Source organism: uncultured Pontibacter sp. (assembly GCF_947495565.1).
Taxonomy (GTDB): Bacteria; Bacteroidota; Bacteroidia; order Cytophagales; family Hymenobacteraceae; genus Pontibacter.
This window is the reverse complement of record NZ_CANLZM010000003.1, coordinates 98,700-122,274: the sequence shown is the minus strand read 5'-3', so window position 1 is coordinate 122,274 and position 23,575 is coordinate 98,700. Positions and strand designations below refer to the sequence as shown.

Annotated in this window: 22 protein-coding genes; 17 read left to right on the top strand and 5 right to left on the bottom strand. The window is 49.4% G+C overall.

Features of this window, described 5'->3' with window-relative positions:
* Nucleotides 1–375: 375 nt before the first annotated feature.
* Both Q1B04_RS05225 and Q1B04_RS05220 read right to left on the bottom strand, forming a co-directional pair.
* Nucleotides 376–1,722, bottom strand: a complete 1,347-nt coding sequence (locus Q1B04_RS05225; protein ID WP_299756438.1) for an NAD(P)/FAD-dependent oxidoreductase — start codon at nucleotides 1,720–1,722, stop codon at nucleotides 376–378.
* A 201-nt stretch (nucleotides 1,723–1,923) separates the two neighbouring features.
* Entirely contained in the window at nucleotides 1,924–2,577 is a 654-nt protein-coding gene (locus Q1B04_RS05220; RefSeq protein WP_299756435.1) for a carboxypeptidase-like regulatory domain-containing protein, read from the bottom strand.
* Nucleotides 2,578–2,664: 87 nt separating this feature from the next.
* Between Q1B04_RS05220 and Q1B04_RS05215 the strand changes: the two genes are divergently transcribed.
* Nucleotides 2,665–3,051, top strand: a complete 387-nt coding sequence (locus Q1B04_RS05215) for a metalloregulator ArsR/SmtB family transcription factor (protein WP_299756434.1) — start codon at nucleotides 2,665–2,667, stop codon at nucleotides 3,049–3,051.
* A gap of 136 nt (nucleotides 3,052–3,187) precedes the next feature.
* Nucleotides 3,188–3,889 (top strand): YjjG family noncanonical pyrimidine nucleotidase, encoded by a 702-nt coding sequence (locus Q1B04_RS05210; protein ID WP_299756431.1) that lies wholly within the window; start codon nucleotides 3,188–3,190, stop codon nucleotides 3,887–3,889.
* Between the two features lie 55 nt (nucleotides 3,890–3,944).
* On the opposite strand, the gene Q1B04_RS05205 is transcribed toward Q1B04_RS05210, so the two are convergent.
* The gene (locus Q1B04_RS05205; RefSeq protein ID WP_299756430.1) at nucleotides 3,945–4,361 is read right to left on the bottom strand and encodes a hypothetical protein; all 417 of its coding nucleotides are present in this window, start codon (nucleotides 4,359–4,361) and stop codon (nucleotides 3,945–3,947) included.
* 350 nt (nucleotides 4,362–4,711) lie between these two features.
* Between Q1B04_RS05205 and pruA the strand changes: the two genes are divergently transcribed.
* The 11 genes from pruA (at nucleotide 4,712) to Q1B04_RS05150 (ending at nucleotide 14,765) form a co-directional block, all read left to right on the top strand.
* The gene (gene pruA / locus Q1B04_RS05200; protein WP_299756428.1) at nucleotides 4,712–6,346 is read left to right on the top strand and encodes an L-glutamate gamma-semialdehyde dehydrogenase; all 1,635 of its coding nucleotides are present in this window, start codon (nucleotides 4,712–4,714) and stop codon (nucleotides 6,344–6,346) included.
* A gap of 224 nt (nucleotides 6,347–6,570) precedes the next feature.
* Entirely contained in the window at nucleotides 6,571–6,951 is a 381-nt protein-coding gene (locus tag Q1B04_RS05195) for an NADH-quinone oxidoreductase subunit A (protein WP_299756425.1), read from the top strand.
* A 78-nt stretch (nucleotides 6,952–7,029) separates the two neighbouring features.
* Complete coding sequence (locus Q1B04_RS05190) at nucleotides 7,030–7,584, top strand: NADH-quinone oxidoreductase subunit B (protein WP_299756423.1); 555 nt, start codon at nucleotides 7,030–7,032, stop codon at nucleotides 7,582–7,584.
* A gap of 5 nt (nucleotides 7,585–7,589) precedes the next feature.
* Complete coding sequence (locus Q1B04_RS05185) at nucleotides 7,590–8,096, top strand: NADH-quinone oxidoreductase subunit C (protein WP_299756421.1); 507 nt, start codon at nucleotides 7,590–7,592, stop codon at nucleotides 8,094–8,096.
* 51 nt (nucleotides 8,097–8,147) lie between these two features.
* Nucleotides 8,148–9,392: an NADH dehydrogenase (quinone) subunit D gene (nuoD, locus tag Q1B04_RS05180; protein WP_299756419.1), complete on the top strand. Its 1,245-nt coding sequence runs from the start codon at nucleotides 8,148–8,150 to the stop codon at nucleotides 9,390–9,392.
* A gap of 59 nt (nucleotides 9,393–9,451) precedes the next feature.
* Nucleotides 9,452–9,985, top strand: coding sequence for an NAD(P)H-dependent oxidoreductase subunit E (locus Q1B04_RS05175; protein WP_299756416.1), 534 nt, complete (start codon nucleotides 9,452–9,454; stop codon nucleotides 9,983–9,985).
* Nucleotides 9,986–10,120: 135 nt separating this feature from the next.
* Nucleotides 10,121–11,467 (top strand): NADH-quinone oxidoreductase subunit NuoF, encoded by a 1,347-nt coding sequence (gene nuoF / locus Q1B04_RS05170; RefSeq protein WP_299756413.1) that lies wholly within the window; start codon nucleotides 10,121–10,123, stop codon nucleotides 11,465–11,467.
* 127 nt (nucleotides 11,468–11,594) lie between these two features.
* Nucleotides 11,595–12,575, top strand: a complete 981-nt coding sequence (locus Q1B04_RS05165; RefSeq protein ID WP_299756411.1) for a 2Fe-2S iron-sulfur cluster-binding protein — start codon at nucleotides 11,595–11,597, stop codon at nucleotides 12,573–12,575.
* Nucleotides 12,576–12,578: 3 nt separating this feature from the next.
* Nucleotides 12,579–13,646 (top strand): NADH-quinone oxidoreductase subunit NuoH, encoded by a 1,068-nt coding sequence (gene nuoH, locus Q1B04_RS05160; RefSeq protein WP_299756409.1) that lies wholly within the window; start codon nucleotides 12,579–12,581, stop codon nucleotides 13,644–13,646.
* Nucleotides 13,647–13,732: 86 nt separating this feature from the next.
* Nucleotides 13,733–14,242 (top strand): NADH-quinone oxidoreductase subunit I, encoded by a 510-nt coding sequence (locus tag Q1B04_RS05155; RefSeq protein WP_299756406.1) that lies wholly within the window; start codon nucleotides 13,733–13,735, stop codon nucleotides 14,240–14,242.
* 4 nt (nucleotides 14,243–14,246) lie between these two features.
* Nucleotides 14,247–14,765: an NADH-quinone oxidoreductase subunit J gene (locus Q1B04_RS05150; RefSeq protein WP_299756404.1), complete on the top strand. Its 519-nt coding sequence runs from the start codon at nucleotides 14,247–14,249 to the stop codon at nucleotides 14,763–14,765.
* A 69-nt stretch (nucleotides 14,766–14,834) separates the two neighbouring features.
* Here the strand turns inward: Q1B04_RS05150 and Q1B04_RS05145 are convergent, their stop codons facing one another.
* On the bottom strand, nucleotides 14,835–15,875 hold the full coding sequence (locus Q1B04_RS05145) for a hypothetical protein (protein ID WP_299756401.1): 1,041 nt from the start codon (nucleotides 15,873–15,875) through the stop codon (nucleotides 14,835–14,837).
* A 254-nt stretch (nucleotides 15,876–16,129) separates the two neighbouring features.
* Here Q1B04_RS05145 and nuoK point away from each other — a divergent pair, with 254 nt between their 5' ends.
* The 4 genes from nuoK to Q1B04_RS05125 are packed head-to-tail and all read left to right on the top strand — an operon-like array spanning nucleotide 16,130 to nucleotide 21,358.
* Nucleotides 16,130–16,459 carry an NADH-quinone oxidoreductase subunit NuoK gene (gene nuoK / locus Q1B04_RS05140; protein ID WP_299756399.1) on the top strand — a complete coding sequence of 110 codons (330 nt, stop codon included), beginning with the start codon at nucleotides 16,130–16,132 and terminating at the stop codon, nucleotides 16,457–16,459.
* A gap of 40 nt (nucleotides 16,460–16,499) precedes the next feature.
* On the top strand, nucleotides 16,500–18,464 hold the full coding sequence (gene nuoL / locus Q1B04_RS05135) for an NADH-quinone oxidoreductase subunit L (protein ID WP_299756397.1): 1,965 nt from the start codon (nucleotides 16,500–16,502) through the stop codon (nucleotides 18,462–18,464).
* A 12-nt stretch (nucleotides 18,465–18,476) separates the two neighbouring features.
* Nucleotides 18,477–19,928 (top strand): NADH-quinone oxidoreductase subunit M, encoded by a 1,452-nt coding sequence (locus Q1B04_RS05130; protein ID WP_299756395.1) that lies wholly within the window; start codon nucleotides 18,477–18,479, stop codon nucleotides 19,926–19,928.
* 41 nt (nucleotides 19,929–19,969) lie between these two features.
* On the top strand, nucleotides 19,970–21,358 hold the full coding sequence (locus Q1B04_RS05125) for an NADH-quinone oxidoreductase subunit N (RefSeq protein WP_299756392.1): 1,389 nt from the start codon (nucleotides 19,970–19,972) through the stop codon (nucleotides 21,356–21,358).
* A gap of 411 nt (nucleotides 21,359–21,769) precedes the next feature.
* On the opposite strand, the gene aspS is transcribed toward Q1B04_RS05125, so the two are convergent.
* Nucleotides 21,770–23,530, bottom strand: coding sequence for an aspartate--tRNA ligase (aspS, locus tag Q1B04_RS05120; protein WP_299756390.1), 1,761 nt, complete (start codon nucleotides 23,528–23,530; stop codon nucleotides 21,770–21,772).
* Between the last annotated feature and the right edge of the window lie 45 nt (nucleotides 23,531–23,575).

Genomic DNA, 23,575 nt, shown 5'->3' with positions numbered 1-23,575 from the left:
CCTGCAGATAAATTCTGCAGGCGCTTTTCTGTTTTATACTTTGCGGATTTCAAAAGGCAGATACAAGCAATATCCCCCTGCTCCTTCAAGGCTACCATTAGGACAAGTATAAAGCGAGAACTGCTCTTCGGGATTTGTAATCTCGAAGAGCTTAATTGGAGGATTTGCGATCCGACTTTTAGCTTTTAGCAGCAGCCTGGCTACTGGCAACGTACAGAATTGGATTACAAATCCTGATAATGACATACTTCAGGATTGCAAATCCGGAAGAGCGGTTCCGCGCCAGAAAGTGGAGAACTTAACAGCCCTACTCCAAGGAGTTGAATTAATAAAAAGCTCCTTTTTAACTTTCTAACTCTCTAACTCCTAAACTCCCTAATCTCCCGCATACTTATCTATGAACTTACGCTTGGCTCTGTCGCCGCGCCGCACAAACGGACGGATGATAAGGCGTGTACCGTTTTCATAAGTGAAGAACTTGTAGACCCAGTTGCTGAGCACTACTAACTTATTCCGGAAGCCTACTAGCGCCATCACGTGCACAAAAAGCCAGATAGCCCAGGCAAAGAATCCTCCAAAGTGCAGGTTGCCCGGCAAGTCTGCTACAGCGCGGTTGCGGCCAATTATCGCCAGAGAGCCTTTGTCTTTATACTTAAACGGCTCCAGCGGCTCTTTACGGATAATGCGTTTCAGGTTTTTGCCGAGTAGCTTGCCCTGCTGTATGGCCGGCTGCGCCACGCCCGGGTGCCCCTTCGGAAAATCAGGCGTTTTCATGAAGGCAATGTCGCCGATGGCATATATGTTATCATAGCCCAGCACTTGGTTGTAATCATTTACAAGTATACGCCCACGCTCTACGGATGTCTCCGGCAGGCCCGGGATCAGCGCACCTGATACGCCCGCCGCCCAGATCAACGTGTTTGTGCTTATCTGTTCGCCGCTTTTCAGCGTTACAAGTTCGCCATCATAAGAATCCACAAGGGTATTCAGGCGTATATCCACGCCCAGCTCTTTTAGGTATTTAAAAGTTTTCTCGCTCGCCTCCACCGACATTGGCGGCAGCACACGGTCCATTCCCTCCACTAGCATGATGTTCATCTGCCCAAAGTCCAGCCCCGGATAATCTGTTGGCAGCACATGGCTCCGCATTTCGGCCAGGGCACCGGCTAGCTCCACGCCCGTAGGCCCCGCCCCCACAATCACGAAGTTCATGAGCGTTTGCCGCATGGCCGGATCTTTGGTCATGTTGGCCTGCTCAAAACACTGCAGCATCTGGCTGCGCAGGTTCAGCGCCTCCGGCACCTGCTTAAGCGGGAAGGAGTATTTCTTGATCTGATCGTTGCCAAAGTAGTTGGGCTTAGTACCGGTGGCAATTACCAGGTAGTCATAGTTTATATCGCCAATAAGCGTGGCAATGGTTCTGGATTCGGGGTTGATGCCGATTACTTTTACCAAGCGGAAGTGGAAGTCCTCGTAATCATCGGCGCCAAATATCTTGCGCAGCGGCTCAGCTATAGAATCCGGTTCCAGGCCGGCGGTTGCTACCTGGTACAGCAGCGGCCAAAAGCCATGGTAATTCTGCTTATCGAACATTATCACCTGAAAATCTTTACCTGAGAGCTTTTTAGCAAGATTTATACCGCCAAAGCCTCCGCCGATAATTACTACGCGGGGTTTAGTTGTGTCAGGAATATTAAGGGAGAGTTGTTCCGGTTCAAGCATGGTATATTTTATTTAGTACAGTAGTGATGAGCGGGTGCCGGTGCACTATACTTATCTATACGCACAACACCTCATTGGCAACAAACGGATAGCTTGTTTGTTAGTTGCCAAAACAGCCTCTGCGGTTAAGCAAGGCCATAAATCATACTATACTTATACTTGCCGGAGCAGGCACAGCATTGCACTTAAAATCAGTTTTTTTTATTTGTTGTTGCCGTTAAGGAGGGTGCGGATCAGGCCAGGTATGGCCATCATATTAACCGTAGGTGCCATGATGCGGTTCTGCTGATGCTGTATCTGCTGGTTTTGCCAGAACCGGTAGTTCTGCGCATCGCTCATGGGGGTTATTCGGGCCAGTTCTTCCAGCCGTCGCGGGTCCAGGTCGCGGGTAATGATGGCGTTGCCTTTGTCAGGTAGCCTCACGTTTGCCACGGCCTCCTTAAAGTCGCGCTCGGTTGGCCACGGAAAAACCTCCACGGTTGGCAGCTCCGTCGGGTCTTCCTGCATCTGCATAATAATGGAATAGCTCTGGCTTTCGTAGCTTTCAGGGATGATGAGGTACTGCGTTTTAAACCCCAGCCCGCTAAACAGAACGCTATCGCCGGCCAGCACCGGCATAGAGAAGTAACCGTAGTCGTTGGTGTAAGTACCGCGGTTGGTGCCCGGCACGTACACGCCCGCACCCGCCACTCCGTACAGGCTGTCGCCGGTGGCCACAAAACCCGACAGCTGCACTACGCGCTGCTTATTCTGCGCCTGCGCCTCGTCGGGCATCAGCAGCAATAACAGCAACGGCAGCCACAACCACTTCAGCATTTTTGGGAAGGAAGTATGAAGTATGGCAGGAGAAATCATAGGTTACAATTATACTTATTAATTCTTTTATAATAGCCACTTTTGGCTAATTTTGTTCAGACTGCCCCCAGCCACTACCACTGCCGTATGAGACTAAAACACTTCAGCCTGGCCTACGGGCAGCAGATACTGAAAGCCCTTGCCGACGAATCCAGATTACGTATTCTGCACCTGATCCTGCGCAACCGCGAGATGTGCACCTCCGACCTGGAGCAAGTGCTGGACTATACCCAGACAAAGACTTCGCGCCACCTGGCTTACCTGCGTAACGCCGGCTTGGTAGCTCCCCGTAAACTGGACCAGTGGGTATACTATTCCATAAAAGACGAGGCAGCTGACTTTGTAAACCAGATATTTACTTACATGGAGCGTGACAGTGCCTTGCAAAAGGATCTGGAAGTGTACAGCATTTTATACTCTAACCGCGAGCTGGCCGTTACTAAACTGCAAAACCGCCGCTGGGATCCTTCGTAACAGGCTCCTGAAAAAGTATAACTCCCGAACCAATGTTTTAGTATAGCAGTTCCGCCCCGGCCATCTCTTTCCCAGCCTTTCCCGAAACATACGCCCCCGCCAGGCGTTGTACTCTTACCTTACCCTGTTAATATTTATGAAGACATACACACACATCCTCTTCGACCTGGACCATACCTTGTGGGATTTCGAGAAGAACTCCGAAGAAACCATCTATACTCTATATGAGCAGTTTGAGCTGGCCAAGCACGGCAAGTTTACCTGCGACTCGTTTTACCGCAAGTATAAATTTGTGAACCTGCGGCTCTGGGACTTGTACAACAAAGGCAAGATTAACCAGGAGGAACTGCGCCAGACTCGCTTTACAAAAACGCTGACCGGCCTGGGACTGGCAGCGCATGAAGTGCCGGAAGGCATTTCGGAGGCTTACATTTCGCTTTGCCCCACTAAAACGGCTGTCTTTCCTTATACCTATGATGTGCTGGATTACCTGCAGCCAAAGTATGGGCTCCACATTATCACCAACGGCTTTAAGGAGGTGCAAAAGGTAAAAATGGGCTCAGCTATGCTACACCCATACTTTAAGGAGGTGGTAACTTCGGAGTGCTGCGGATTTAAAAAACCGGACCAGCGCATGTTCAAGCACCTGCTGGACCGAGTAAATGTACGCCCGGAAGAATGCCTGATGATCGGGGATAACTACGAGTGCGATATTGAAGGCGCCCGTAACGCCGGTATTGACCAGGTTTTCTTTAACCCTGAGAAAGGCAAAGCCCGCAGAAGACCCAAACCAACTTTTGAAATCAGCTGTCTGAGCGAGCTGAAGCAAATTTTATAAATGAAAAAGGGCGATGAAGATCATCGCCCTTTTTCATTTATACTTGGCTGTAGACTTAGTCTTTGATATCTGCCTTTGTCTCCAGCGATCTAAACTCGGCTTGCAGCAACTTAATTTTGCCTTTATCATCGGTGCCTAGCTCTTTCTCTACAGTCTCTTTATGCGCGTTCAGGCGCTCCAGCACGTTTTTGGCATTCTGCCAGTCCTGGTCGGCCCAATTGTCTTTCTTCGCACGCACATTCTCCATAAAGGTGATGTAGGCCTGTCGGGTGTTTGCTGCAGATATGGCACTCATGTTGGCAAATTCGCCTAGCAGTTCCTGCTGCATAGGCAGCATGTTCTGGCCGTCTTGTACCGTAAATGCCGCAGTTTCAGATTTTATGTTGTTATAGTTAGTGGCTTCGGCAGCGAAAGAGAAGCCCAAGGCTGCTGCCAGCATCACTTTAGCGTATGTTCTATTTGAATTTTTCATAGTACTTAAATTTAAAACTACCGCTACATTCTGGCAACGGCAGGAACCTTATACGGGAAACAGTGCAATTTTAGTTACATGATGCTTGCATATTTAAAAGCTAACCATCTTTAAAGCTGTCTCACGGGAGGCTCCAGGTAAAAAACAATGCAACACAATACCGCCCGGCCAATACTGTTCTGCCAGCCTCTGCATTAAAATACCGTACAGGCAATGCGCCCGGAGTTGTGCCAAAGCTAAGGGCTGTTGATGCCTAAAAATCAAATAATAAGCCTTACCTTTGTCTAGATGGCCTGCTGAGGCCGTATTAACTATGAAAATCTAATTCTAAATCTGTAACTATATAACGAATGGCAACCGGATTTTTTAGAGTACCAACCCCTGTAAACGAGCCTATAAACTCTTACGCTCCTGGCTCTTCTGAAAAAGAGGAATTATTACGCACCTATAAAGAGCTGAAGTCGCAGCAGCTGGATGTGCCTATGTACATCGGCGGCGACAAGGTTTACACCGATAACAAACAGCCGATGCTGCAGCCGCACGACCACCAGCATATCCTGGGTCACTTTAGCGAGGGCGATGCGTCACACGTGGAACAAGCGATTAACGCTGCGCTTGCCGCCCGCGAAGATTGGGCTGCCATGGGCTGGGAGCATCGTGCCAGCATTTTCCTGAAGGCTGCCGAGCTGTTGGCTGGCCCCTGGAGAGCCCGCCTGAACGCTGCTACCATGCTGGGGCAGTCGAAGAACGCTTTCCAGGCTGAGATTGACTCTGCCTGCGAACTGATAGACTTCCTGCGCTTTAACGTGCATTTCGCAACAGAAATTTACCATATGCAGCCTGAGTCCTCGCCGGGTGTTTGGAACCGCATGGAGCACCGCCCGCTGGAAGGCTTCGTGTTTGCCCTTACGCCGTTTAACTTCACGGCTATTGCCGGTAACCTGCCAACCTCTGTAGCCATGATGGGCAACGTAGTAGTTTGGAAGCCTGCGCACACGCAGATCTACGCCGCGCACATGATCATGGAACTGTTGAAGGAAGCCGGCCTTCCTGATGGCGTGATCAACCTGGTGTATGTGGATGGCCCAACCACCGGAGACGTAGTATTTAACCACGCTGACTTCGCCGGCATTCACTTTACAGGCAGCACGGGCGTATTCCAGCACATCTGGAAAACCATCGGAACAAACATACACAAGTATAAATCATACCCACGCATTGTAGGCGAGACGGGTGGCAAGGACTTTATACTTGCTCACAAGTCTGCCGATGCCAAAGCGCTGGCAACTGCCATCTCGCGTGGCGCATTCGAGTTCCAGGGCCAGAAATGCTCTGCCGCCTCGCGTGCCTACATCCCGAGCAACCTGTGGGAAGAGGTAAAAGGCTATGTGCAGGAAGACCTGAAATCGTTTAAAATGGGCGCACCGGAGGATTTCGGCAACTTTGTCAACGCCGTCATCGATGAGAAGTCTTTTGATAAGATTGCCCGCTACATCGACAATGCCAAAGAAAGCAACGAAGTAGAGATTATAGCAGGCGGCAACTACGATAAGTCTAAAGGTTACTTTATTGAACCAACCGTGCTGCTGTCGCACAACCCGCAGTATATTACCATGTGCGAGGAGATCTTCGGGCCGGTTATCACTATCTATGTGTATGACGAGAACAACTTTGAAGAGACTGTGGAGCTGGTAAACGCCACTTCGCCTTACGCCCTTACAGGCGCTATCTTCAGCCAGGACCGTTATATTATAGAGTATGCCACTAAGAAGCTGGACCAGGCGGCCGGCAACTTCTACATCAACGACAAGCCGACAGGCGCTGTGGTTGGCCAGCAGCCGTTTGGTGGTGCGCGTGCATCCGGCACCAACGACAAGGCTGGCTCTATGCTGAACCTGCTGCGTTGGGTATCTGCCCGCTCTATCAAAGAAACATTTGTATCGCCGGTGGATTACCGTTACCCATTCCTGGGCGAAAACAAGTAAGCTATACTTAGCAAGTAAAATCACGAAGGCCATACCCAAACAGGGTGTGGCCTTTTACTTTATATATCTATCTACAGCAATATAAACCACTGTTCCAACTTTGTTAGCGGCTATCTTCAGGGTTAAACTATGTTTAAAGGCATTTTAGAGGTTAGTTATACTTTTGATTAATGGCTATTTATACCTAATTTTGCTCCCAAATCTTAAGAAAGCGACACAGAGATATGGAACCAACTGTAAATCAGTATGTACCGTCGGATTACCTGCCTATAATAATTCAGTTTGCAGCTGCACTCGGGTTTGTAATTTTTGCACTGGTGCTCACCCACCTGCTAGGCCCGAAAAGAACCAGTGAGGTAAAAGGCGCAGCCTGGGAAAGCGGTATTGAGTCTGTGGGGGATGCCCGTACGCCTATCTCTTACAAGTACTTCATGACCGCCATCCTTTTTGTACTGTTTGACGTGGAGGTTATCTTTATGTACCCATGGGCGGTAAACTTTAAAGCACTGGGTATTACAGGCTTTTTACAGATGCTCACGTTCATTACGCTGCTTATGTCCGGCTTCTTCTACGTGATCAAAAAAGGCATCCTGGACTGGAAATAGGATTAAACTTTAACCAGCGCTTTAGTGTTGCATCTACAGGCATGTTATGGCCTGCATGTAAAATAAATTATCCTTGAAATGAGCGATTCGAATAAAGATATAGCTATGGCGGAGGCTCCTGATGGCATTTCCGGTGCCGGGTTCTTTGCCACTTCATTAGAGAAAGTGATTGGCCTTGCCCGTAAGCACTCGCTTTGGCCACTGCCTTTTGCCACCTCCTGCTGCGGTATTGAGTACATGGCTACCATGGGCTCTAACTATGATATTTCCCGCTTCGGCTCGGAGCGTCCGAGCTTCTCCCCTCGTCAGGCTGATATCCTGATGGTAATGGGCACCATCGCCAAGAAGATGGGACCTGTGGTGAAGCAGGTTTACGAGCAGATGGCCGAGCCGCGCTGGGTGATTGCCGTGGGTGCCTGCGCCTCTTCGGGCGGTATTTTCGACACATACTCTGTGCTGCAAGGCATAGACCGCGTGGTGCCGGTAGATGTGTATGTACCGGGCTGCCCTCCGCGCCCTGAGCAGATACTGGACGGCCTGATGCGCGTGCAGGAACTGGCGGAAAGCGAATCACTTCGCCGCCGCGACTCTCCTGAATATCAGGCACTCTTAGCCTCTTACAACATTAAATAAGCAGCATGGAGCTTACGAACGAAAACGTACTCGGCAAGATCATCAGCGAGTTTGGGGAAGAAAACATCTGGGACGCGATGAACCCGGATGGCATCATGACCATCACCACCAACCGCGAATCGATACACAACCTGATCAAATACCTGCGCGATGACAAGGAGCTGCAAATTAGCTTCCTGACCACTATGTGCGGTATTCACTTCCCGGGCCAAGGCGATAAGGAAATGTGCATGATGTACCAACTGCACAGCCTGCGCCACAACTACCGCATCCGCATTAAGGTGTTTATGCCTGCTTCGGACCCGGTAATGCCAACCATGACGGATCTTTACGCCACCGCCAACTGGATGGAGCGTGAGGCCTTCGACTTTTACGGGTTTAAATTCATCGGGCACCCTAACCTGACCCGCATTCTCAACATTGAGGAGATGGAATACCACCCGATGCTGAAGCAGTACCCGCTGGAAGACCAGACGAGGGAAGATAAGATCAATACTTATTTCGGACGTTAAGCCAGTTTTTTATAGTTACCAGAACTATAGCTGACACAAAAGGAAAACATCATGGCTACTGAAAATAAAACCGCCGAGCTTACCGAACTGGAGCAATTCCGTAAAGACCACGGACTTGCCCTGCACGAGGAGCGGCAGCTTACTACATTAAACCTGGGCCCGACGCACCCGGCAACACACGGTATCTTCCAGAACATCCTGCAAATGGATGGGGAGGTTATTGTGGATGCCGTGCCAACCATCGGCTACATTCACCGTGCTTTCGAGAAGATTGCCGAGCGCAGGCCTTTTTACCAGATCACGCCGCTGACTGACCGCATGAACTACTGCTCATCCCCTATCAATAACATGGGGTATCATATGGCGGTAGAGAAGCTTTTAGGCATTACTGTGCCTAAGCGCGCGCAGTATATCCGCGTTATCATGATGGAGCTGGCCCGTATCTCCGACCACCTGATCTGTAACTCGATCTTGGGTGTGGACTCCGGCGCTTTTACCGGTTTCCTTTACGTGATGCAGGAGCGTGAGCACATCTATGATATCTATGAGGAAGTATGCGGTGCCCGTCTAACAACGAACATGGGCCGCATCGGGGGTATGGAGCGCGATCTTTCGCCGAAAGCCCTGCACATGATTGATGAGTTTCTGAAGCGCTTCCCGAAAGTATGGGCGGAGTTTGAGAAAATGCTGACCCGCAACCGTATCTTCATCGACAGAACGACGGATGTGGGAGCCATTTCTGCGGAGCGTGCGCTGAGCTACGGCTTTACCGGCCCTAACCTGCGTGCCGCCGGCGTAGATTACGACGTGCGCGTGATGAACCCATACTCTTCTTACGAGGACTTCGAGTTTGAAATTCCGGTTGGCGCGAAGGGTGATACCTATGACCGCTTCCTGGTGCGCAACGAAGAAGTATGGCAGAGCTTAAAAATTATTGAGCAGGCGTATAAAAACCTGCCGGAAGGCTCTTACCACGCTGATGCGCCACACTACTACCTGCCTCCAAAGCAGGAAGTGTACACGAGCATGGAAGCACTGATCTATCACTTTAAAATTGTGATGGGTGAGGCAGATATTCCGGTTGGCGAAGTATACCACAGCGTAGAGGGCGGCAACGGCGAATTAGGCTTCTACATCATCAGTGATGGTGGCCGCACGCCTTACCGTTTGCACTTCCGCCGCCCATGCTTTATCTATTACCAGGCTTACACCGAGATGATCAAAGGCGGTCAGCTAGCCGATGCCATCCTGACGCTAAGCAGCCTGAACGTAATTGCCGGCGAGCTGGACGCATAATCAAAGATTCAATTACCATTTACCATTGATCGCCAGAAACGATCAGTGACAACCGAAAAATGGCAGAGACAATAAACGAAGTAAAGTTTTCTGATGAGGCAATGGCTGAGATCCAGCGCTACATCAGCCACTACCCGGAAGGACGCCAGAAGTCTGCTATACTTCCTATCCTGCACATTGCGCAGGCGGAGTTTGGCGGCTGGGTAAGCCCGGAGGTAATGGACAAAGTAGCCGAAATCCTGAACATACAGTCGATTGAAGTATACGAGGTGGCCACTTTCTATACCATGTTCAACCTAAAGCCGGTTGGCAAGCATGTGCTGGAAGTATGCCGCACCGGCCCTTGCTGCCTGCGTGGCGCCGACCAGATGATCGACATGATCAAACAGAAACTGAACATTGAGGAAGGCGAAACCACTGCCGACGGCATGTTCACGCTGAAGCCGGTGGAGTGCCTTGCCTCTTGCGGCACAGGCCCGATGCTGCAGGTGCGTGAGCTTTTCTACGAGAACATCGACAGCGAAGAAAAGCTGGACCAGTTCCTGGAGATGATGCGCAACAAGGAGCACGAAACGCCGGTCTGGAAAAAATAATTTATACTTGTTGCCGTTGATGATCTCACCAACAGCAACAAACTATTTGCTTGTGAAAACACTTGCAAGGGCTTTAAATAGATAAAGTATAAGCAGACAAAGTATAAAAGCTGCTACAATAGATATCCTGCTACAATGGGACTTAAAATATTAACTGAGCATATCAACGTTCCCGGCATCGAGACGCTGGAAGTATATCGTAAGCACGGCGGCTACAAATCTGTGGAGAAAGCCATAAAAACGATGTCTCCGGAAGAGGTGGTGGAAGAGGTGAAGACTTCGGGCCTGCGTGGCCGTGGTGGTGCCGGCTTCCCGACGGGTATGAAGTGGAGCTTCCTGGCTAAGCCGGAGGGTGTTCCGCGCTACCTCGTTTGCAACGCCGACGAGTCGGAGCCGGGCACTTTCAAGGACCGCTGGTTCATGGAGAAAAACCCGCACGCGCTGATCGAAGGTATGATCACGTCAAGCTATGCGCTGGGTGCCAATACCTCTTATATCTATATCCGTGGTGAGCTGTTATTTGTGCTGCGCATCCTGGAGAAAGCGATCGCTGAGGCGTACGCTGCCGGTTTGCTGGGCAAAAACATACTTGGCTCAGGCTACGACCTAGACCTGCACGTGGCTCCGGGTGGAGGTGCCTACATTTGCGGTGAGGAAACAGCCTTGCTGGAGTCGCTGGAAGGCAAGCGTGGTAACCCGCGTAACAAGCCTCCGTTCCCGGCGGTGAAGGGTCTGTTCCAGTCTCCTACTGTGGTGAACAACGTGGAAACAATCGCTTCTGTGCCTTGGATTGTGAACAACACCGGCGCAGAGTATGCGAAGATCGGTATCGGAAGAAGTACAGGTACCAAACTCATCTCTGCCAGCGGTAACATCAATAACCCGGGCGTTTACGAGATCGAGCTGGGTGTGCCTGTGGAAGAGTTTATCTACTCTGACCAGTACTGCGGCGGCATCTGGAAAGGAAAGCAATTAAAGGCTGTGGTGCCTGGAGGATCTTCCGTACCAATTCTGCCTGCAAACCTGATACTGAAGACAGCTACCGGCGAAGACCGCCTGATGTCTTACGAATCGCTATCTGACGGTGGTTTTGTGAGCGGCTCTATGTTGGGCTCTGGTGCTTTTATTGTGTTCGATGAAGACCAGTGCATTGTGCGTAATACATGGAACTATGCCCGTTTCTACCATCACGAATCATGTGGCCAGTGTAGTCCATGCCGCGAAGGTACTGGCTGGATGGAGAAAGTACTGCACCGCATCGAATACGGCCACGGACATCAGCAGGACATTGATCTGTTGGTGAGTGTGTCTAAGCAGATTGAGGGTAATACCATTTGCCCGCTGGGTGATGCAGCAGCATGGCCGGTGGCAAGTGCTATCCGCCACTTCCGCCACGAGTTTGAATGGCACATCAACAACCCGAAAGAAGCTACGGCTCCGGGTGCTGTGTACAGAGGGCAACTTGACGCTGTAACGGCATAAAGTATAAAATCATGCTTCCTGCAACTTCCAAGGAGATGCAGCGAGATATTAAATAGTATAGCTAAAATCGTTCGTTGGCCTGCTTTTATTCAGAAGCGAACAACGACAAACGAGCAAATCATATAAAATGGCTAAAGTAACAATTGACGGCATTGAGATAGAGGTAGAAGACGGAACTACCATTCTCCAGGCTGCAAGAAAAATAGGAGGCAAAGTAGTGCCTCCTGCCATGTGCTATTACGGCCCATTAAAAGGCAGTGGCGGCAAGTGCCGTGTATGCTTGGTTAAGGTAACACAAGGCTCAGCTAAAGACACTCGCCCTATGCCAAAGCTTGTTGCCTCGTGCATTACGCAGGTGCAGGACGGCATGGTGGTAGAAAATACCACTAACGAGGAGGTACTGAACGCCCGCAAAGGCATTGTAGAGATGCTGCTGATCAACCACCCGCTTGATTGCCCTATCTGCGACCAGGCTGGTGAGTGTAACCTGCAGGACCTTTCTTACGAGCACGGTGTGAGCGCACAGCGTTATGAAGAAGACCGCCGCACATTTAACAAGGTAGACCTAGGCCCTTATATTCAGTTGCACATGACGCGCTGCATTCTTTGCTACCGCTGCGTGTATACTGCCGACCAGATTACTGCAAAACGTGTGCACGGTGTGCTAGGTCGTGGCGATGCTGCCGAAATCGGAACTTACATAGAGAACGTGATCGACAACGATTTCTCCGGAAACGTGATCGACGTGTGCCCGGTAGGAGCCCTGACAGACAAGACCTGGCGCTTTAAAAACCGTGTGTGGTTTACAAAACCAATGGATGCGCACCGCGACTGCCCTACCTGCTCTGGCAAGGTAACGCTTTGGACGCGCGGCGAGGAAGTACTGCGTGTAACAGCCCGCAAAGACCAGTACAACGAGGTAGAAGAGTTTATCTGCAACACCTGCCGCTTCGATAAAAAAGAGGTATCGGACTGGACCATTGAAGGACCGCGCCACATAGACAGCAGTTCCGTAATTTCGGCTAACCATTATGAGCTGCCGGTTATAAATGTGCCGATTGTACCAAACTTGCCAACATCCACCAAGAAAAACCTGCCACAGGAATAAGCAATGGAGTCTGTAGACCTATTATACAAAGCGATTTACATTCTGGTTATCTTCGGCATCACCCTGCTGATAGCCACTTACTCGACTTACTTTGAGCGTAAGATAGCAGCCTTTATACAGGACCGCGTGGGACCGAACCGCGCTGGTCCTGCTGGTTTGCTGCAGCCGCTGGCCGATGCCGGTAAACTGTTCTTTAAAGAGGATTTTATACCTGCCAGAGCCAACAAAGCGCTTTTTATACTTGGTCCAGGCATAGCCATGCTCGTGGCAACAATGTCTAGTGCGGTAATTCCATATGGCGACATGCTTTTAGTGGATGGCCGCGAAATATACTTACAGGCGATAGAGGTAAACATTGGCGTGCTCTACATTTTTGGTGTGGTATCGCTGGGCGTTTATGGTCTGATGATTGGTGGCTGGGCTTCTAACAACAAGTTCTCTTTGCTGGGTGCCATTCGGGCTGCATCGCAAAACATCAGTTACGAAATTGCCATGGGCCTTTCGCTGATTGCGGTGCTGATGATGACAGGCTCTTTGTCGCTGCGTGAGATTGCGGCACAGCAGGCAGGCTTTAACTGGAACATCTGGTATCAGCCGTTGGGCTTTCTTATCTTTTTGGTATGCGCCTTTGCCGAAACGAACCGTACCCCGTTTGACTTACCGGAGTCTGAGGCCGAACTGATTGGCGGTTATCACACAGAGTATGGCTCCATGAAACTGGGCATGTACCTGTTTGCAGAATACATCAACATCTTTGTAGCGTCTTCTGTAATGGCAACGCTATACTTTGGAGCTTACAACTTCCCGTTCATGTTTGAGTTGGAAGCTTGGTTGGTAGATGCGACTGATAGCGTTGTGACAGCCAACAACATCGTAACTTTACTGGGTGTGGGCTTCATGTTCGTCAAGATCTTCCTGTTTATCTTCTTCTTTATGTGGGTACGCTGGACACTTCCGCGTTTCCGATATGACCAGTTGATGAAGCTAGGATGGAAAATCCTAATTCCGTTGGCAATCCTGAACATCCTGCTGACAGGCGGCGGTATTCTGCTGAAAGACTATTTATTTTAAACTATAGTACCGAAATTTGAATGTTGCAGGCGGGCAGTTCGTTAAGATGTATCGCATGCCTGTAGAACAATCAAAACTGACAAGAGATGGAACCACTATCAAATAGAAGAAAGCAAGTGGAGAAAAAGGACATGACGCTGGCTGAGCGCGCATACCTTCCTGCAATTGCACAAGGACTAGGAATTACATTAAAGCACTTCTTCAAAAAGAAAGCAACCGTACAGTACCCGGAGCAGACGCGTGAGCGCAGCTCTATCTGGCGAGGCCTGCACGTGCTGAAGCGCGATGAGAATGGAGCTGAGCGTTGCACAGCCTGTGGCCTGTGTGCCGTGGCCTGCCCTGCAGAAGCCATTACCATGACAGCCGGTGAGCGCAAAGCCGGCGAGGAGCAGCTGTACCGTGAGGAGAAGTATGCTGTTACGTATGAAGTAAACATGCTGCGCTGCATTTTTTGCGGCCTTTGCGAAGAGGCTTGCCCGAAAGCAGCCATTTTCCTGCAGGATGATAAGCTTGCCCCAGCCCGCTTTGAGCGCGACGAGTTTATCTACGGCAAAGACCGTTTAGTTGAGCCACTGAAAACCACTGAAACGAGATAACCCGATGACAGAGAGCCTGTTTTATTTCCTTGCTTCGCTAACGCTACTGTGCGCCCTGATGGTAGTTTTATCAAAAAACCCGGTGCACAGCGTACTGTTCCTGATCATCACTTTCTTTACTATTTCTGGCCATTATGTACTCCTGAACGCGCAGTTCCTGGCAGCAGTGAACATCATTGTGTACGCAGGCGCTATCATGGTGCTCTTCCTATTCGTGATTATGTTCCTGAACATGAGTAAAGCCGGAGACAGTAAGATAAAAACCTCTACAATCAGCAAGTTTGCCGGTGCCATAGCTGGTGGCTTATTATTTATAGTGCTGATTTCTGCTCTTAAAGATGCCAGCGTAGTGGGTTACACGCCAGAAACCTATAACTCACAGGTGGGTATGGTAGAAAGCCTAGGCTATGTGTTGTTTACGGATTACCTGCTGCCATTTGAGTTAGCTTCTGTGTTGTTTTTAGTAGCAATGGTAGGAGCCGTGATGCTGGGTAAAAAAGAAGAAGGCGAAAGTCATTTCTAACAGAAATCATACTTTGCAGACAGAAAAGCAGAAGGCCGGAGTTTATACTTCCGGCCTTCTGCTTTTCTGTTACTCTAGCTCCAACTCTACTTCCAGCAAGCCAGAATGACCTTTATCATCATCTGAGACAATTACCACCTTATACTTTTTCGGCTCCTTTCCTGCCATTACCACCAACGACTCTGCTTTACCGCTATAACCTGTACCATCCTTTTGCTGCAGCTGCACCACTGGCACCTGCAAAGGATTTGCCGCATCAGAAGCATAAGGCAACGTACTCAGGTCAATCATGCCAAGAAAGCTGCCTAGCACTTCGCCGTCTTCAATCGCATTCGGAGTTTCCTCTACCGAAGCGGTAAAGAACAATTTGCCTCCCATAGCAAATGCCCCGGAAAAACCTGATGGCAGCTGCTCCAGCTTTGGAAGCTCAAAATGATAGACAGCCACCGCAGGCATATCGGCTCTGCCAAGTATAAAATCCTTGAAGGCATCTGTGTTAAAACGCAGCAATGTGTTGCCGCCAGCTCCGAGCGGGCGCTGCAGCAAATAAGTATAAACCTGGTCGGTGGCAAACCCTTCCAGGTTTAGATGGCCTTCGCTCTCCAGCCGCAGCACCTGCTTCAGGAAGGTATAGAATCGGCCCATATCCAGCTCCTGCACTTCCATCTCTTCAGAAAGATTAACCAGATAACCTTTATTTCGGGCTTTGCTGGCGCCTGAACCAAGCAGGAGCAGCATATTATCACGTCCATAGGTAAAGGCAGCCATACTTTCCAAATCAGGCTTTACAGCTTTAGGAATACGGCCGTTCACTACGCCTGAGGTATCAAACAAGGGCGTGCGGTTAACTAATTCATACTTATCATTCAGCTGAAAAAGGTAAGGCGAATCATCCCCGAGCACATAAAACCTACCCTTCACATACTCCAGCCCCGAGGCGGAGGGAAGTTGCTCATAGAAGACTTCCCGGGTGGTGCGGGCGGTTAGTTTTAGAACCTGCATTTTCTCGACAGCCTCAGAGGTTGAGGCACTTGCTTGAGGCGGCTCCGGCTTGCAGGCCTGCAGAAGCAGAAGCGGAGTCAGAAAGTATAATAAGTAAGAGTGCTTCATAAGTATCAAGTGTAACTTCCATAGCTACGCAAACACAGCCCAAAAGTATAAAAACACAAAGGTGCCGCTTTCAGAAAAGGAAAATCAAAAAATATGTAAGAATAGCCACCAACAATGGAAAAAGCAGGGCTTTCCGGCACCTGCACGCCCAATAAGAATAGGAAATATGTTATGGTTTTTACAAAAATGGGGATAACTTTGCGACTTGATTTTTGGATCGTAATTTAAGAGTAATACGTTCAGCCACACAGAAAATGAACAACATACCTGAGGTCATCCGGACCATCCCATTAGATTATTACCTGTTTTTCAGCGCGGCTCTTTTTGTAATTGGTGTTATCGGAGTATTGACGCGCCGCAACGCCATTGTGATTTTTATGTGTGTGGAGCTGATGCTGAACGCTGTAAATCTGCTACTTACAGCCTTGGCTTCTTACAGAGGCGATGCCAATGCACAAGTGTTTGTTTTCTTTATCATGGCAGTGGCCGCCGCAGAAGTTTGCGTGGGCCTGGCCATTATTGTGATGACTTACCGCAACATCCGCTCTACCGATGTACAACTGCTGAACTACCTGAAGTGGTAACAGCCTTCATATACGCTGACTAGCTTAAACCCTTATACAGATGCAAGAGATTGTAATGCCGATTAACAACCAGGGGATGGCACTGCTTTGTCTACTGATTCCGTTGCTGCCGCTGGCTGGCTTCCTAATTAACGGACTAGGTAACCGCACTATCGCCAAAGGCCTGGTAAGCTTTATTGGTTGCAGCACCGTGCTGGCTTCTTTCCTAATTACTGTTTACCTGTTCCTTGATTTCACATCCAATGGCAGCCGTGCCTACATGGTTGACTACTATAACTGGATTTCGGTGGGCGACATGCGCATTGGCTTCTCCTTTCTGGTTGACCAGCTGACGCTGCTGATGATGCTGATGGTAACCGGAATTGGTTTCCTGATTCACCTATACTCGGCCGGGTACATGAGCCACGACGAGAACTTCGGTAAGTTCTTCGCCTTCATTAACCTATTCATGTTCTCGATGCTGCTGCTCGTGATGGGCTCCAACTATGTGATGATGTTTGTGGGCTGGGAAGGTGTGGGCCTTTGCTCTTACCTGCTAATCGGCTTTTGGAACAAGAACACCAGCTATAACAACGCCGCTAAGAAAGCTTTTGTGATGAACCGTATCGGTGACCTTGGCTTCCTGCTGGGTATATTCCTGATCTTTATCACGTTCGGTTCAGTTAGCTATCCGCAGGTTTTTGCTGAAGCCGCTAACTACACAGGAGGTATAGACTCTGGTGTGATGATCGCTATAACTTTGCTCCTGTTTGTTGGTGCGATGGGTAAAAGCGCACAGATTCCGTTGTTTACCTGGCTTCCGGACGCGATGGCAGGCCCTACGCCGGTTTCTGCTCTAATCCACGCCGCTACCATGGTAACGGCGGGTATTTACATGGTATTGCGCTCTAACGTACTGTACGTGCTGGCTCCTACTACGCTGGAAGTTATTGCCATTGTGGGTGTAGCCACCGCGCTATTAGCAGCTACTATCGGACTGGCGCAAAACGACATTAAAAAGGTACTGGCTTACTCTACCGTATCGCAGTTGGGCTATATGTTCCTGGCGCTGGGTGTAATGGCCTTTTCTTCGTCTATCTTCCACGTACTGACGCATGCGTTCTTCAAGGCGCTACTCTTCTTGGGTGCCGGTTCTGTGATCCATGCCATGAGCAACGAGCAGGACATCCGCAGCATGGGTGGCTTACGCAAATATTTGCCGGTTACCTTTGTCACTTTCCTGATCGGTACACTGGCTATTGCAGGTATCCCTCCGTTTGCAGGCTTCTTCTCTAAAGACGAGTTGCTGGCGCACGTATGGCAGCATAGCAAATTGCTGTGGGGTCTGGGCGTTTTAGCCTCATTTATGACCTCCTTCTATATGTTCCGTCTTGTGTTCCTGACCTTCTTCGGAACATTTAGAGGTACAGAGTCTCAGAAGAGCCACCTGCACGAGTCACCGCTCTCCATGACGTTACCGCTAATTGTGCTGGCTATACTTTCTACCGTGGGTGGTTTCCTTGGGATTCCGCCGGTATTTGGAGAGAACCTGCACGTGATGCAGAACTACCTGTCTCCTATTTATGATTTTGCACGCGTAGCCAACCCTGCCGCTGTAGAGCCAATGCACCTCGACCATGCTACAGAGTGGCTGCTAATGGGTATCTCTGTAGTTGTAGCCTTGGTAGCCGCAGGTATGGCCTATGTCATGTATGTAAGTAAAAAGTCTGTTCCGGCTGCAGAAGGCACCAAGCTCTCCCCTATCCATAACCTGATTTACAACAAATATTACATCGACGAGATTAACGATACTATTATTGTGCGTCCGTTGATGTGGCTGTCGGCTACATTCCACCGTGTACTGGATGTGATAGTGGTTGACGGCATTGTGAATGGGTTCGGAAAGCTGACTACCTACAGCAGCCGCACATTACGCTATGCACAAAGCGGTGCTATCGGTTTTTACCTGATGGTGATGGTGTTCAGCATCGTCTTGATTTTATTTTTAAACTTCTTTATCGGATAAGGCTCTTAGAAGATGAATACAGCTCTATTACTTTTCTGGCCTGCCCTTGCTGCGCTTCTGGTGCTGCTTATTAAAGGACAGGGTGCCAAGAAAGTGGCTTTTGTAGCAGCGCTCGTAGAATTTGCGTTGTCACTTTTCGCTCTCTCAGCATTTAACACCCAAAGCGGTGCTACCCAGCTAGCCCTCAGCTTACCCTGGATTGAAAGCGCAGGCATCAGCTTTAGCATCGGGATGGACGGCATTAGCCTGCTGATGGTCCTGCTGACAACTTTTTTGGTGCCGCTGATCATTCTTTCGTCTTACAAGCACGATTATAAGAACCCTAACGTTTTCTACGCTCTTATCCTGTTCATGCAGACAGGCCTGATCGGGGTTTTTGTGGCTATGGATGCTTTCCTGTTCTACTTTATGTGGGAGGTGGCGCTGATTCCGATCTACTTTATCGCTGCGGTTTGGGGCGGTACCGACAGAATCCGGGTTACGTTTAAGTTCTTCGTGTACACGATCTTCGGTTCGCTGTTTATGCTGGCTGCCTTTGTATACTTATACTTACAGACACCGGGCACGCACTCTTCAGATGTAAACGCATTTTATCAGCTGTCACTTTCTAGCGAGTCGCAGAGCTGGATCTTCTGGTTCCTGTTTATCGCTTTCGCTATTAAGATGCCAATATTCCCGTTCCATACTTGGCAGCCGGATACCTACACAGAGTCGCCGGCACAGGCAACCATGCTGCTTTCAGGCATTATGCTGAAAATGGGTATTTACGGTGTGCTGCGCTGGTTGCTGCCAGTAGTTCCTTTTGGCGTTAGCCAATGGGATGAAGTAGTGCTGGTTTTGGCCATTATCGGTATTGTTTACGCATCCATCATTGCTATTCGCCAGCGCGACCTGAAGCGCCTGATCGCTTATTCTTCCATCGCACACGTTGGCCTGATTGCTGCCGGTATTTTCACGCTGAACGAGCAGGGTTTGCAGGGTGGTGTTATCCAGATGCTGAGCCACGGTATCAACGTAGTTGGTCTGTTCTTCATCATCGATATCATTTTCAGCCGCACCAATACCAGAGAGATTACCAGCTTAGGCGGTATTACCCAAAACGCAAAAGGCCTTTCGATCTTCTTCATGATTCTGATGCTGGGTTCGGTGGCCCTGCCGCTCACAAACGGTTTCGTGGGTGAGTTCCTGCTGCTTTCAGGTGTGTTCCAGTACAATGCCTGGTTTGGTGGCGTGGCCGGTCTTACTATTATACTTGGTGCCGTGTATATGCTGCGCATGTTCCAGGGTGTGATGTTCGGTACAAAATCTGAACTAACGGAAAACTTTACAGACCTGACGCTGAACGAGAAGGCTGTGCTGATTCCGCTGGTAATCATGGTTTTCTGGATCGGTTTGTTCCCGAACACTTTCCTGAGCATCTCAGAGCCTGCGGTTAACAACCTGCTGAGCATCATTAACCGCTAAGCGGCAATAGAGAATATAGAAATTCACAGAAATACGACGACATGACCTCGATCATACTTCTATCTGTCTTTGGTATCATTAACCTCTTTGTAGGATTTGCAAAGAATAAAAAGGTACTGCTACCGCTGGTGCTGCTGTTCTTATTAGTGGTGTTTGGCGTTAACCTGCTGGACTGGAACGATACACAGAGCTATTTCAGCAACATGCTTACCATCGATAATTATGCGGTGGCTTTTACAGGTATCATGACACTGTCTACACTGCTGCTGCTGCCTTTCTCCCAGCGCTTTGTTGATGAGGCTGACTCCAACCTTGCTGAATACTACTCGCTGCTCCTGTTCTCGTTGGTGGGCTCCGTTATGATGGTGAGCTACGAGAACCTGATCATGCTGTTCATCGGCATTGAGATTCTTTCCATTGCCATGTACATACTTGCCGGTAGCGACAAAAGGAGCCTTCGCTCTAACGAAGCCGCTCTGAAGTACTTCCTGATGGGTTCTTTCTTCACAGGCATTATGCTTTTTGGCATTGTGATGATTTACGGAGCCACCGGTACTTTCAGCATCGCGGAGATTAGCGCTGCACAGGCAGGTATTGGGCCTGATGGCCTGATGAACTCTATGTTTGTATTAGGTATCCTGGTGCTGGTAATCGGTATTTCCTTTAAAATTTCGGCCGCTCCGTTCCATTTCTGGGCACCTGATGTATATGACGGCACACCGACTTTCTTCACAGCGTTTATGTCTACTGTGGTTAAGACGGCAGGTGTTGCAGCATTCTATAAGTTAATGGTTGCAGCCTTTGCTGCTGCTTATACTACTTGGTTCCCTACATTGGTTGCTATAACTGTACTGACGCTGGTAGTCGGTAACATTGGAGCAGTGATCCAAACAAGCTTTAAGCGTATGATGGCTTATTCCAGCATCTCGCATGCAGGTTACCTGCTGATGGCGCTGGTTGCCTTTAACGAAGCTTCGGATGCCTCTATCCTCTTCTATTCTGCGGCATACTCTACAGCTACCATTGCGGCCTTTGGCGTGCTGAAAATGGTGCAGGACCAGCGCAACAGCGCCGACTATGAAGCTTTTAACGGATTGGGCAAAACAAACCCGCTACTGGCTTTCGCCATGACGGTTTCGATGATGTCACTGGCTGGTATTCCGTTGACGGCTGGCTTCTTCGGTAAGTTCTTCGTGTTCTCTGCCGTGCTGCAGAACCCGGATATGCTGTGGCTGGTAATCCTTGCGGTTATACTTGCTGCCGTAGGTATTTACTACTACTTCCGTGTAGTGATTGCCATGTACATGCAGCCAGCCGCAAACGAAGAGGAAATTGAAGTTGGCAGCTTCGCTTCTTTCACTTTAATCTTCATTACCATCCTGACAATTCTATTGGGTATAGCTCCTGCACTTGTTAGTGAGCTGATCTAGTATAAATTTTATACTTATTAAAAGGGACTGCTTTGGAAAAGGCAGTCCCTTTTTCGTTTTATACTCTTCGGATTGAACTGCACCTTAAATTGGGCATATTAAAGACTCCCAAGTATAGCTTTTATTATGCTCATAGGTATTTCTTGTAAAGCATATGCTTCCACCGAACAAAGTGTAAAATCTGTAAACCCCTCCCTTCCGACTACACAACAACCTATCAACACCAGTTATCCACATATCCACAACCCTATAGCGATTTATACTTTTAATCGTGGATAAAGGTCGATTTTATACTTGAATCCACACGGTTATTCACATTACTGACGGATAGAAGTATGAATTGGGGATAAAAAAGAAGTCCCGCCACTGAAAACCAGTAGCAGGACTTCCTATATTTTAAATAAGCAGATGTTACCCTTTTGGCAGGTTTTTCATACTTATGTGTAATTCATCGAGTTGTGCATCCGCAATTGGGGCTGGGGCATCAATCATCACATCGCGGCCAGAGTTGTTCTTCGGGAAGGCAATATAATCACGGATAGAATCTGAACCACCGAAGAGCGAGCACAGGCGGTCGAATCCGAAAGCGATGCCACCGTGCGGCGGCGCACCGTACTCAAAGGCATTCATCAGGAAGCCGAACTGCGCCTCAGCCTCTGTTTTAGAGAAGCCCAGCAAACGGAACATCTGCTCCTGCAGCCTGCGGTCGTGGATACGGATAGAACCACCGCCTACTTCCACGCCATTAATAACCATGTCATAAGCGTTCGCTCGGATATCACCCGGGCGATCATCAATTAGCTCCACATCCTCCGGCTTCGGCGACGTGAACGGGTGGTGCATGGCATGGTAGCGCTTGCTTTCCTCGTCCCACTCCAGCAGCGGAAAATCAACCACCCAAAGCGGTGAGAATACATTCTTATCGCGCAGGCCAAGGCGTGTGCCCATTTCCAGGCGTAGCTCGTTCAAGGCTTTGCGAGTTCTGTCTGCGTCACCGGCAAGAATAAGTATAAGATCTCCTGGCTTTGCGTTAAATGCGGTTGCCCACTCCTGCAGGTCCTCTGCGGTATAAAACTTATCAACCGATGATTTTATACTTCTGTCTTCGTTTACGCGGGCATAAACCAGGCCAGTGGCACCGATTTGCGGGCGCTTCACAAAGTCAGTCAGTTCATCGAGCTGCTTGCGGGTATAGCTGGCAGCGTTTTGGGCACAGATACCAACAACCAGTTCAGCGTCATCAAAAACCTTGAAGCCTTTATTTTTAACGAGTGGATTGAGCTCAACAAAACGCATGTCGAAGCGCGTATCCGGTTTATCGGAGCCATAGTACTTCATAGCATCGGCATAAGTCATGCGCGGCAACTTTTCAATTTTTACACCTTTTACTTTATCAAACAGGTGCCTGATAAATCCTTCGAAGGTATTCAGGATGTCTTCCTGGCTCACAAAAGACATTTCGCAGTCGATTTGGGTAAACTCCGGCTGGCGGTCAGCGCGCAGGTCTTCGTCGCGGAAGCACTTCACGATCTGGAAATACTTATCGAAACCGGATACCATGAGCAGCTGCTTAAACGTTTGCGGCGACTGCGGCAGGGCGTAAAACTCACCGGCGTTCATGCGGCTAGGCACCACAAAGTCGCGGGCACCTTCTGGCGTAGATTTGATCAAATATGGCGTTTCCACCTCTATAAAGTGACGGCCATCCAGGTAGGCGCGGGTTTCGCGCATCATGCGGTGGCGCAGCTCCAGGTTACGGCGCACCGGGGCGCGGCGCAGGTCCAGATAGCGGTACTTCATGCGTAGGTCGTCGCCGCCATCCGTCTCATCCTCAATCAGAAACGGAGGTAATTTAGCCGGGTTCAGCACCACGATCTTCGCTACATGCAGCTCAATATCGCCGGTCGGAATCTTGTCGTTCTTGGAATAGCGCTCTATTACCTTGCCCACAACTTTTATTACATACTCACGACCCAGGTTACGGGCCTGTTCCATAATTTCGGCAGGCGTAATGCCTTCTTCCATTGTCAGCTGCGTTATGCCGTACCGGTCGCGCAGGTCTACCCACAGCATGCCGCCCTTATCGCGCAAGCGCTGTACCCAACCTGTTAATATTACCTCTTCGCCAACGTTATCCAGGCGAAGCTCGCCGCAAGTATGTGTTCGGAACATAGTATAGTCTACTTGTATAGTTTTATGCAAATGTAATAATCTTAG

Excerpts from the sequence above, each read along its gene's own strand:
- Q1B04_RS05150 (WP_299756404.1), top strand. The coding sequence starts at position 14,247 with ATGACAGAGAGCCTGTTTTATTTCCTTGCTTCGCTAACGCTACTGTGC.
- Q1B04_RS05155 (WP_299756406.1), top strand. The coding sequence starts at position 13,733 with ATGGAACCACTATCAAATAGAAGAAAGCAAGTGGAGAAAAAGGACATG.
- nuoH (WP_299756409.1), top strand. The coding sequence starts at position 12,579 with ATGGAGTCTGTAGACCTATTATACAAAGCGATTTACATTCTGGTTATC.
- Q1B04_RS05195 (WP_299756425.1), top strand. The coding sequence starts at position 6,571 with ATGGAACCAACTGTAAATCAGTATGTACCGTCGGATTACCTGCCTATA.
- nuoL (WP_299756397.1), top strand. The coding sequence starts at position 16,500 with ATGCAAGAGATTGTAATGCCGATTAACAACCAGGGGATGGCACTGCTT.
- Q1B04_RS05130 (WP_299756395.1), top strand. The coding sequence starts at position 18,477 with ATGAATACAGCTCTATTACTTTTCTGGCCTGCCCTTGCTGCGCTTCTG.
- nuoF (WP_299756413.1), top strand. The coding sequence starts at position 10,121 with ATGGGACTTAAAATATTAACTGAGCATATCAACGTTCCCGGCATCGAG.
- Q1B04_RS05125 (WP_299756392.1), top strand. The coding sequence starts at position 19,970 with ATGACCTCGATCATACTTCTATCTGTCTTTGGTATCATTAACCTCTTT.
- aspS (WP_299756390.1), bottom strand. The coding sequence starts at position 23,530 with ATGTTCCGAACACATACTTGCGGCGAGCTTCGCCTGGATAACGTTGGC.
- Q1B04_RS05175 (WP_299756416.1), top strand. The coding sequence starts at position 9,452 with ATGGCAGAGACAATAAACGAAGTAAAGTTTTCTGATGAGGCAATGGCT.
- Q1B04_RS05165 (WP_299756411.1), top strand. The coding sequence starts at position 11,595 with ATGGCTAAAGTAACAATTGACGGCATTGAGATAGAGGTAGAAGACGGA.
- Q1B04_RS05220 (WP_299756435.1), bottom strand. The coding sequence starts at position 2,577 with ATGATTTCTCCTGCCATACTTCATACTTCCTTCCCAAAAATGCTGAAG.
- Q1B04_RS05145 (WP_299756401.1), bottom strand. The coding sequence starts at position 15,875 with ATGAAGCACTCTTACTTATTATACTTTCTGACTCCGCTTCTGCTTCTG.
- Q1B04_RS05185 (WP_299756421.1), top strand. The coding sequence starts at position 7,590 with ATGGAGCTTACGAACGAAAACGTACTCGGCAAGATCATCAGCGAGTTT.
- Q1B04_RS05190 (WP_299756423.1), top strand. The coding sequence starts at position 7,030 with ATGAGCGATTCGAATAAAGATATAGCTATGGCGGAGGCTCCTGATGGC.
- Q1B04_RS05205 (WP_299756430.1), bottom strand. The coding sequence starts at position 4,361 with ATGAAAAATTCAAATAGAACATACGCTAAAGTGATGCTGGCAGCAGCC.
- nuoD (WP_299756419.1), top strand. The coding sequence starts at position 8,148 with ATGGCTACTGAAAATAAAACCGCCGAGCTTACCGAACTGGAGCAATTC.
- Q1B04_RS05210 (WP_299756431.1), top strand. The coding sequence starts at position 3,188 with ATGAAGACATACACACACATCCTCTTCGACCTGGACCATACCTTGTGG.
- pruA (WP_299756428.1), top strand. The coding sequence starts at position 4,712 with ATGGCAACCGGATTTTTTAGAGTACCAACCCCTGTAAACGAGCCTATA.
- nuoK (WP_299756399.1), top strand. The coding sequence starts at position 16,130 with ATGAACAACATACCTGAGGTCATCCGGACCATCCCATTAGATTATTAC.
- Q1B04_RS05215 (WP_299756434.1), top strand. The coding sequence starts at position 2,665 with ATGAGACTAAAACACTTCAGCCTGGCCTACGGGCAGCAGATACTGAAA.
- Q1B04_RS05225 (WP_299756438.1), bottom strand. The coding sequence starts at position 1,722 with ATGCTTGAACCGGAACAACTCTCCCTTAATATTCCTGACACAACTAAA.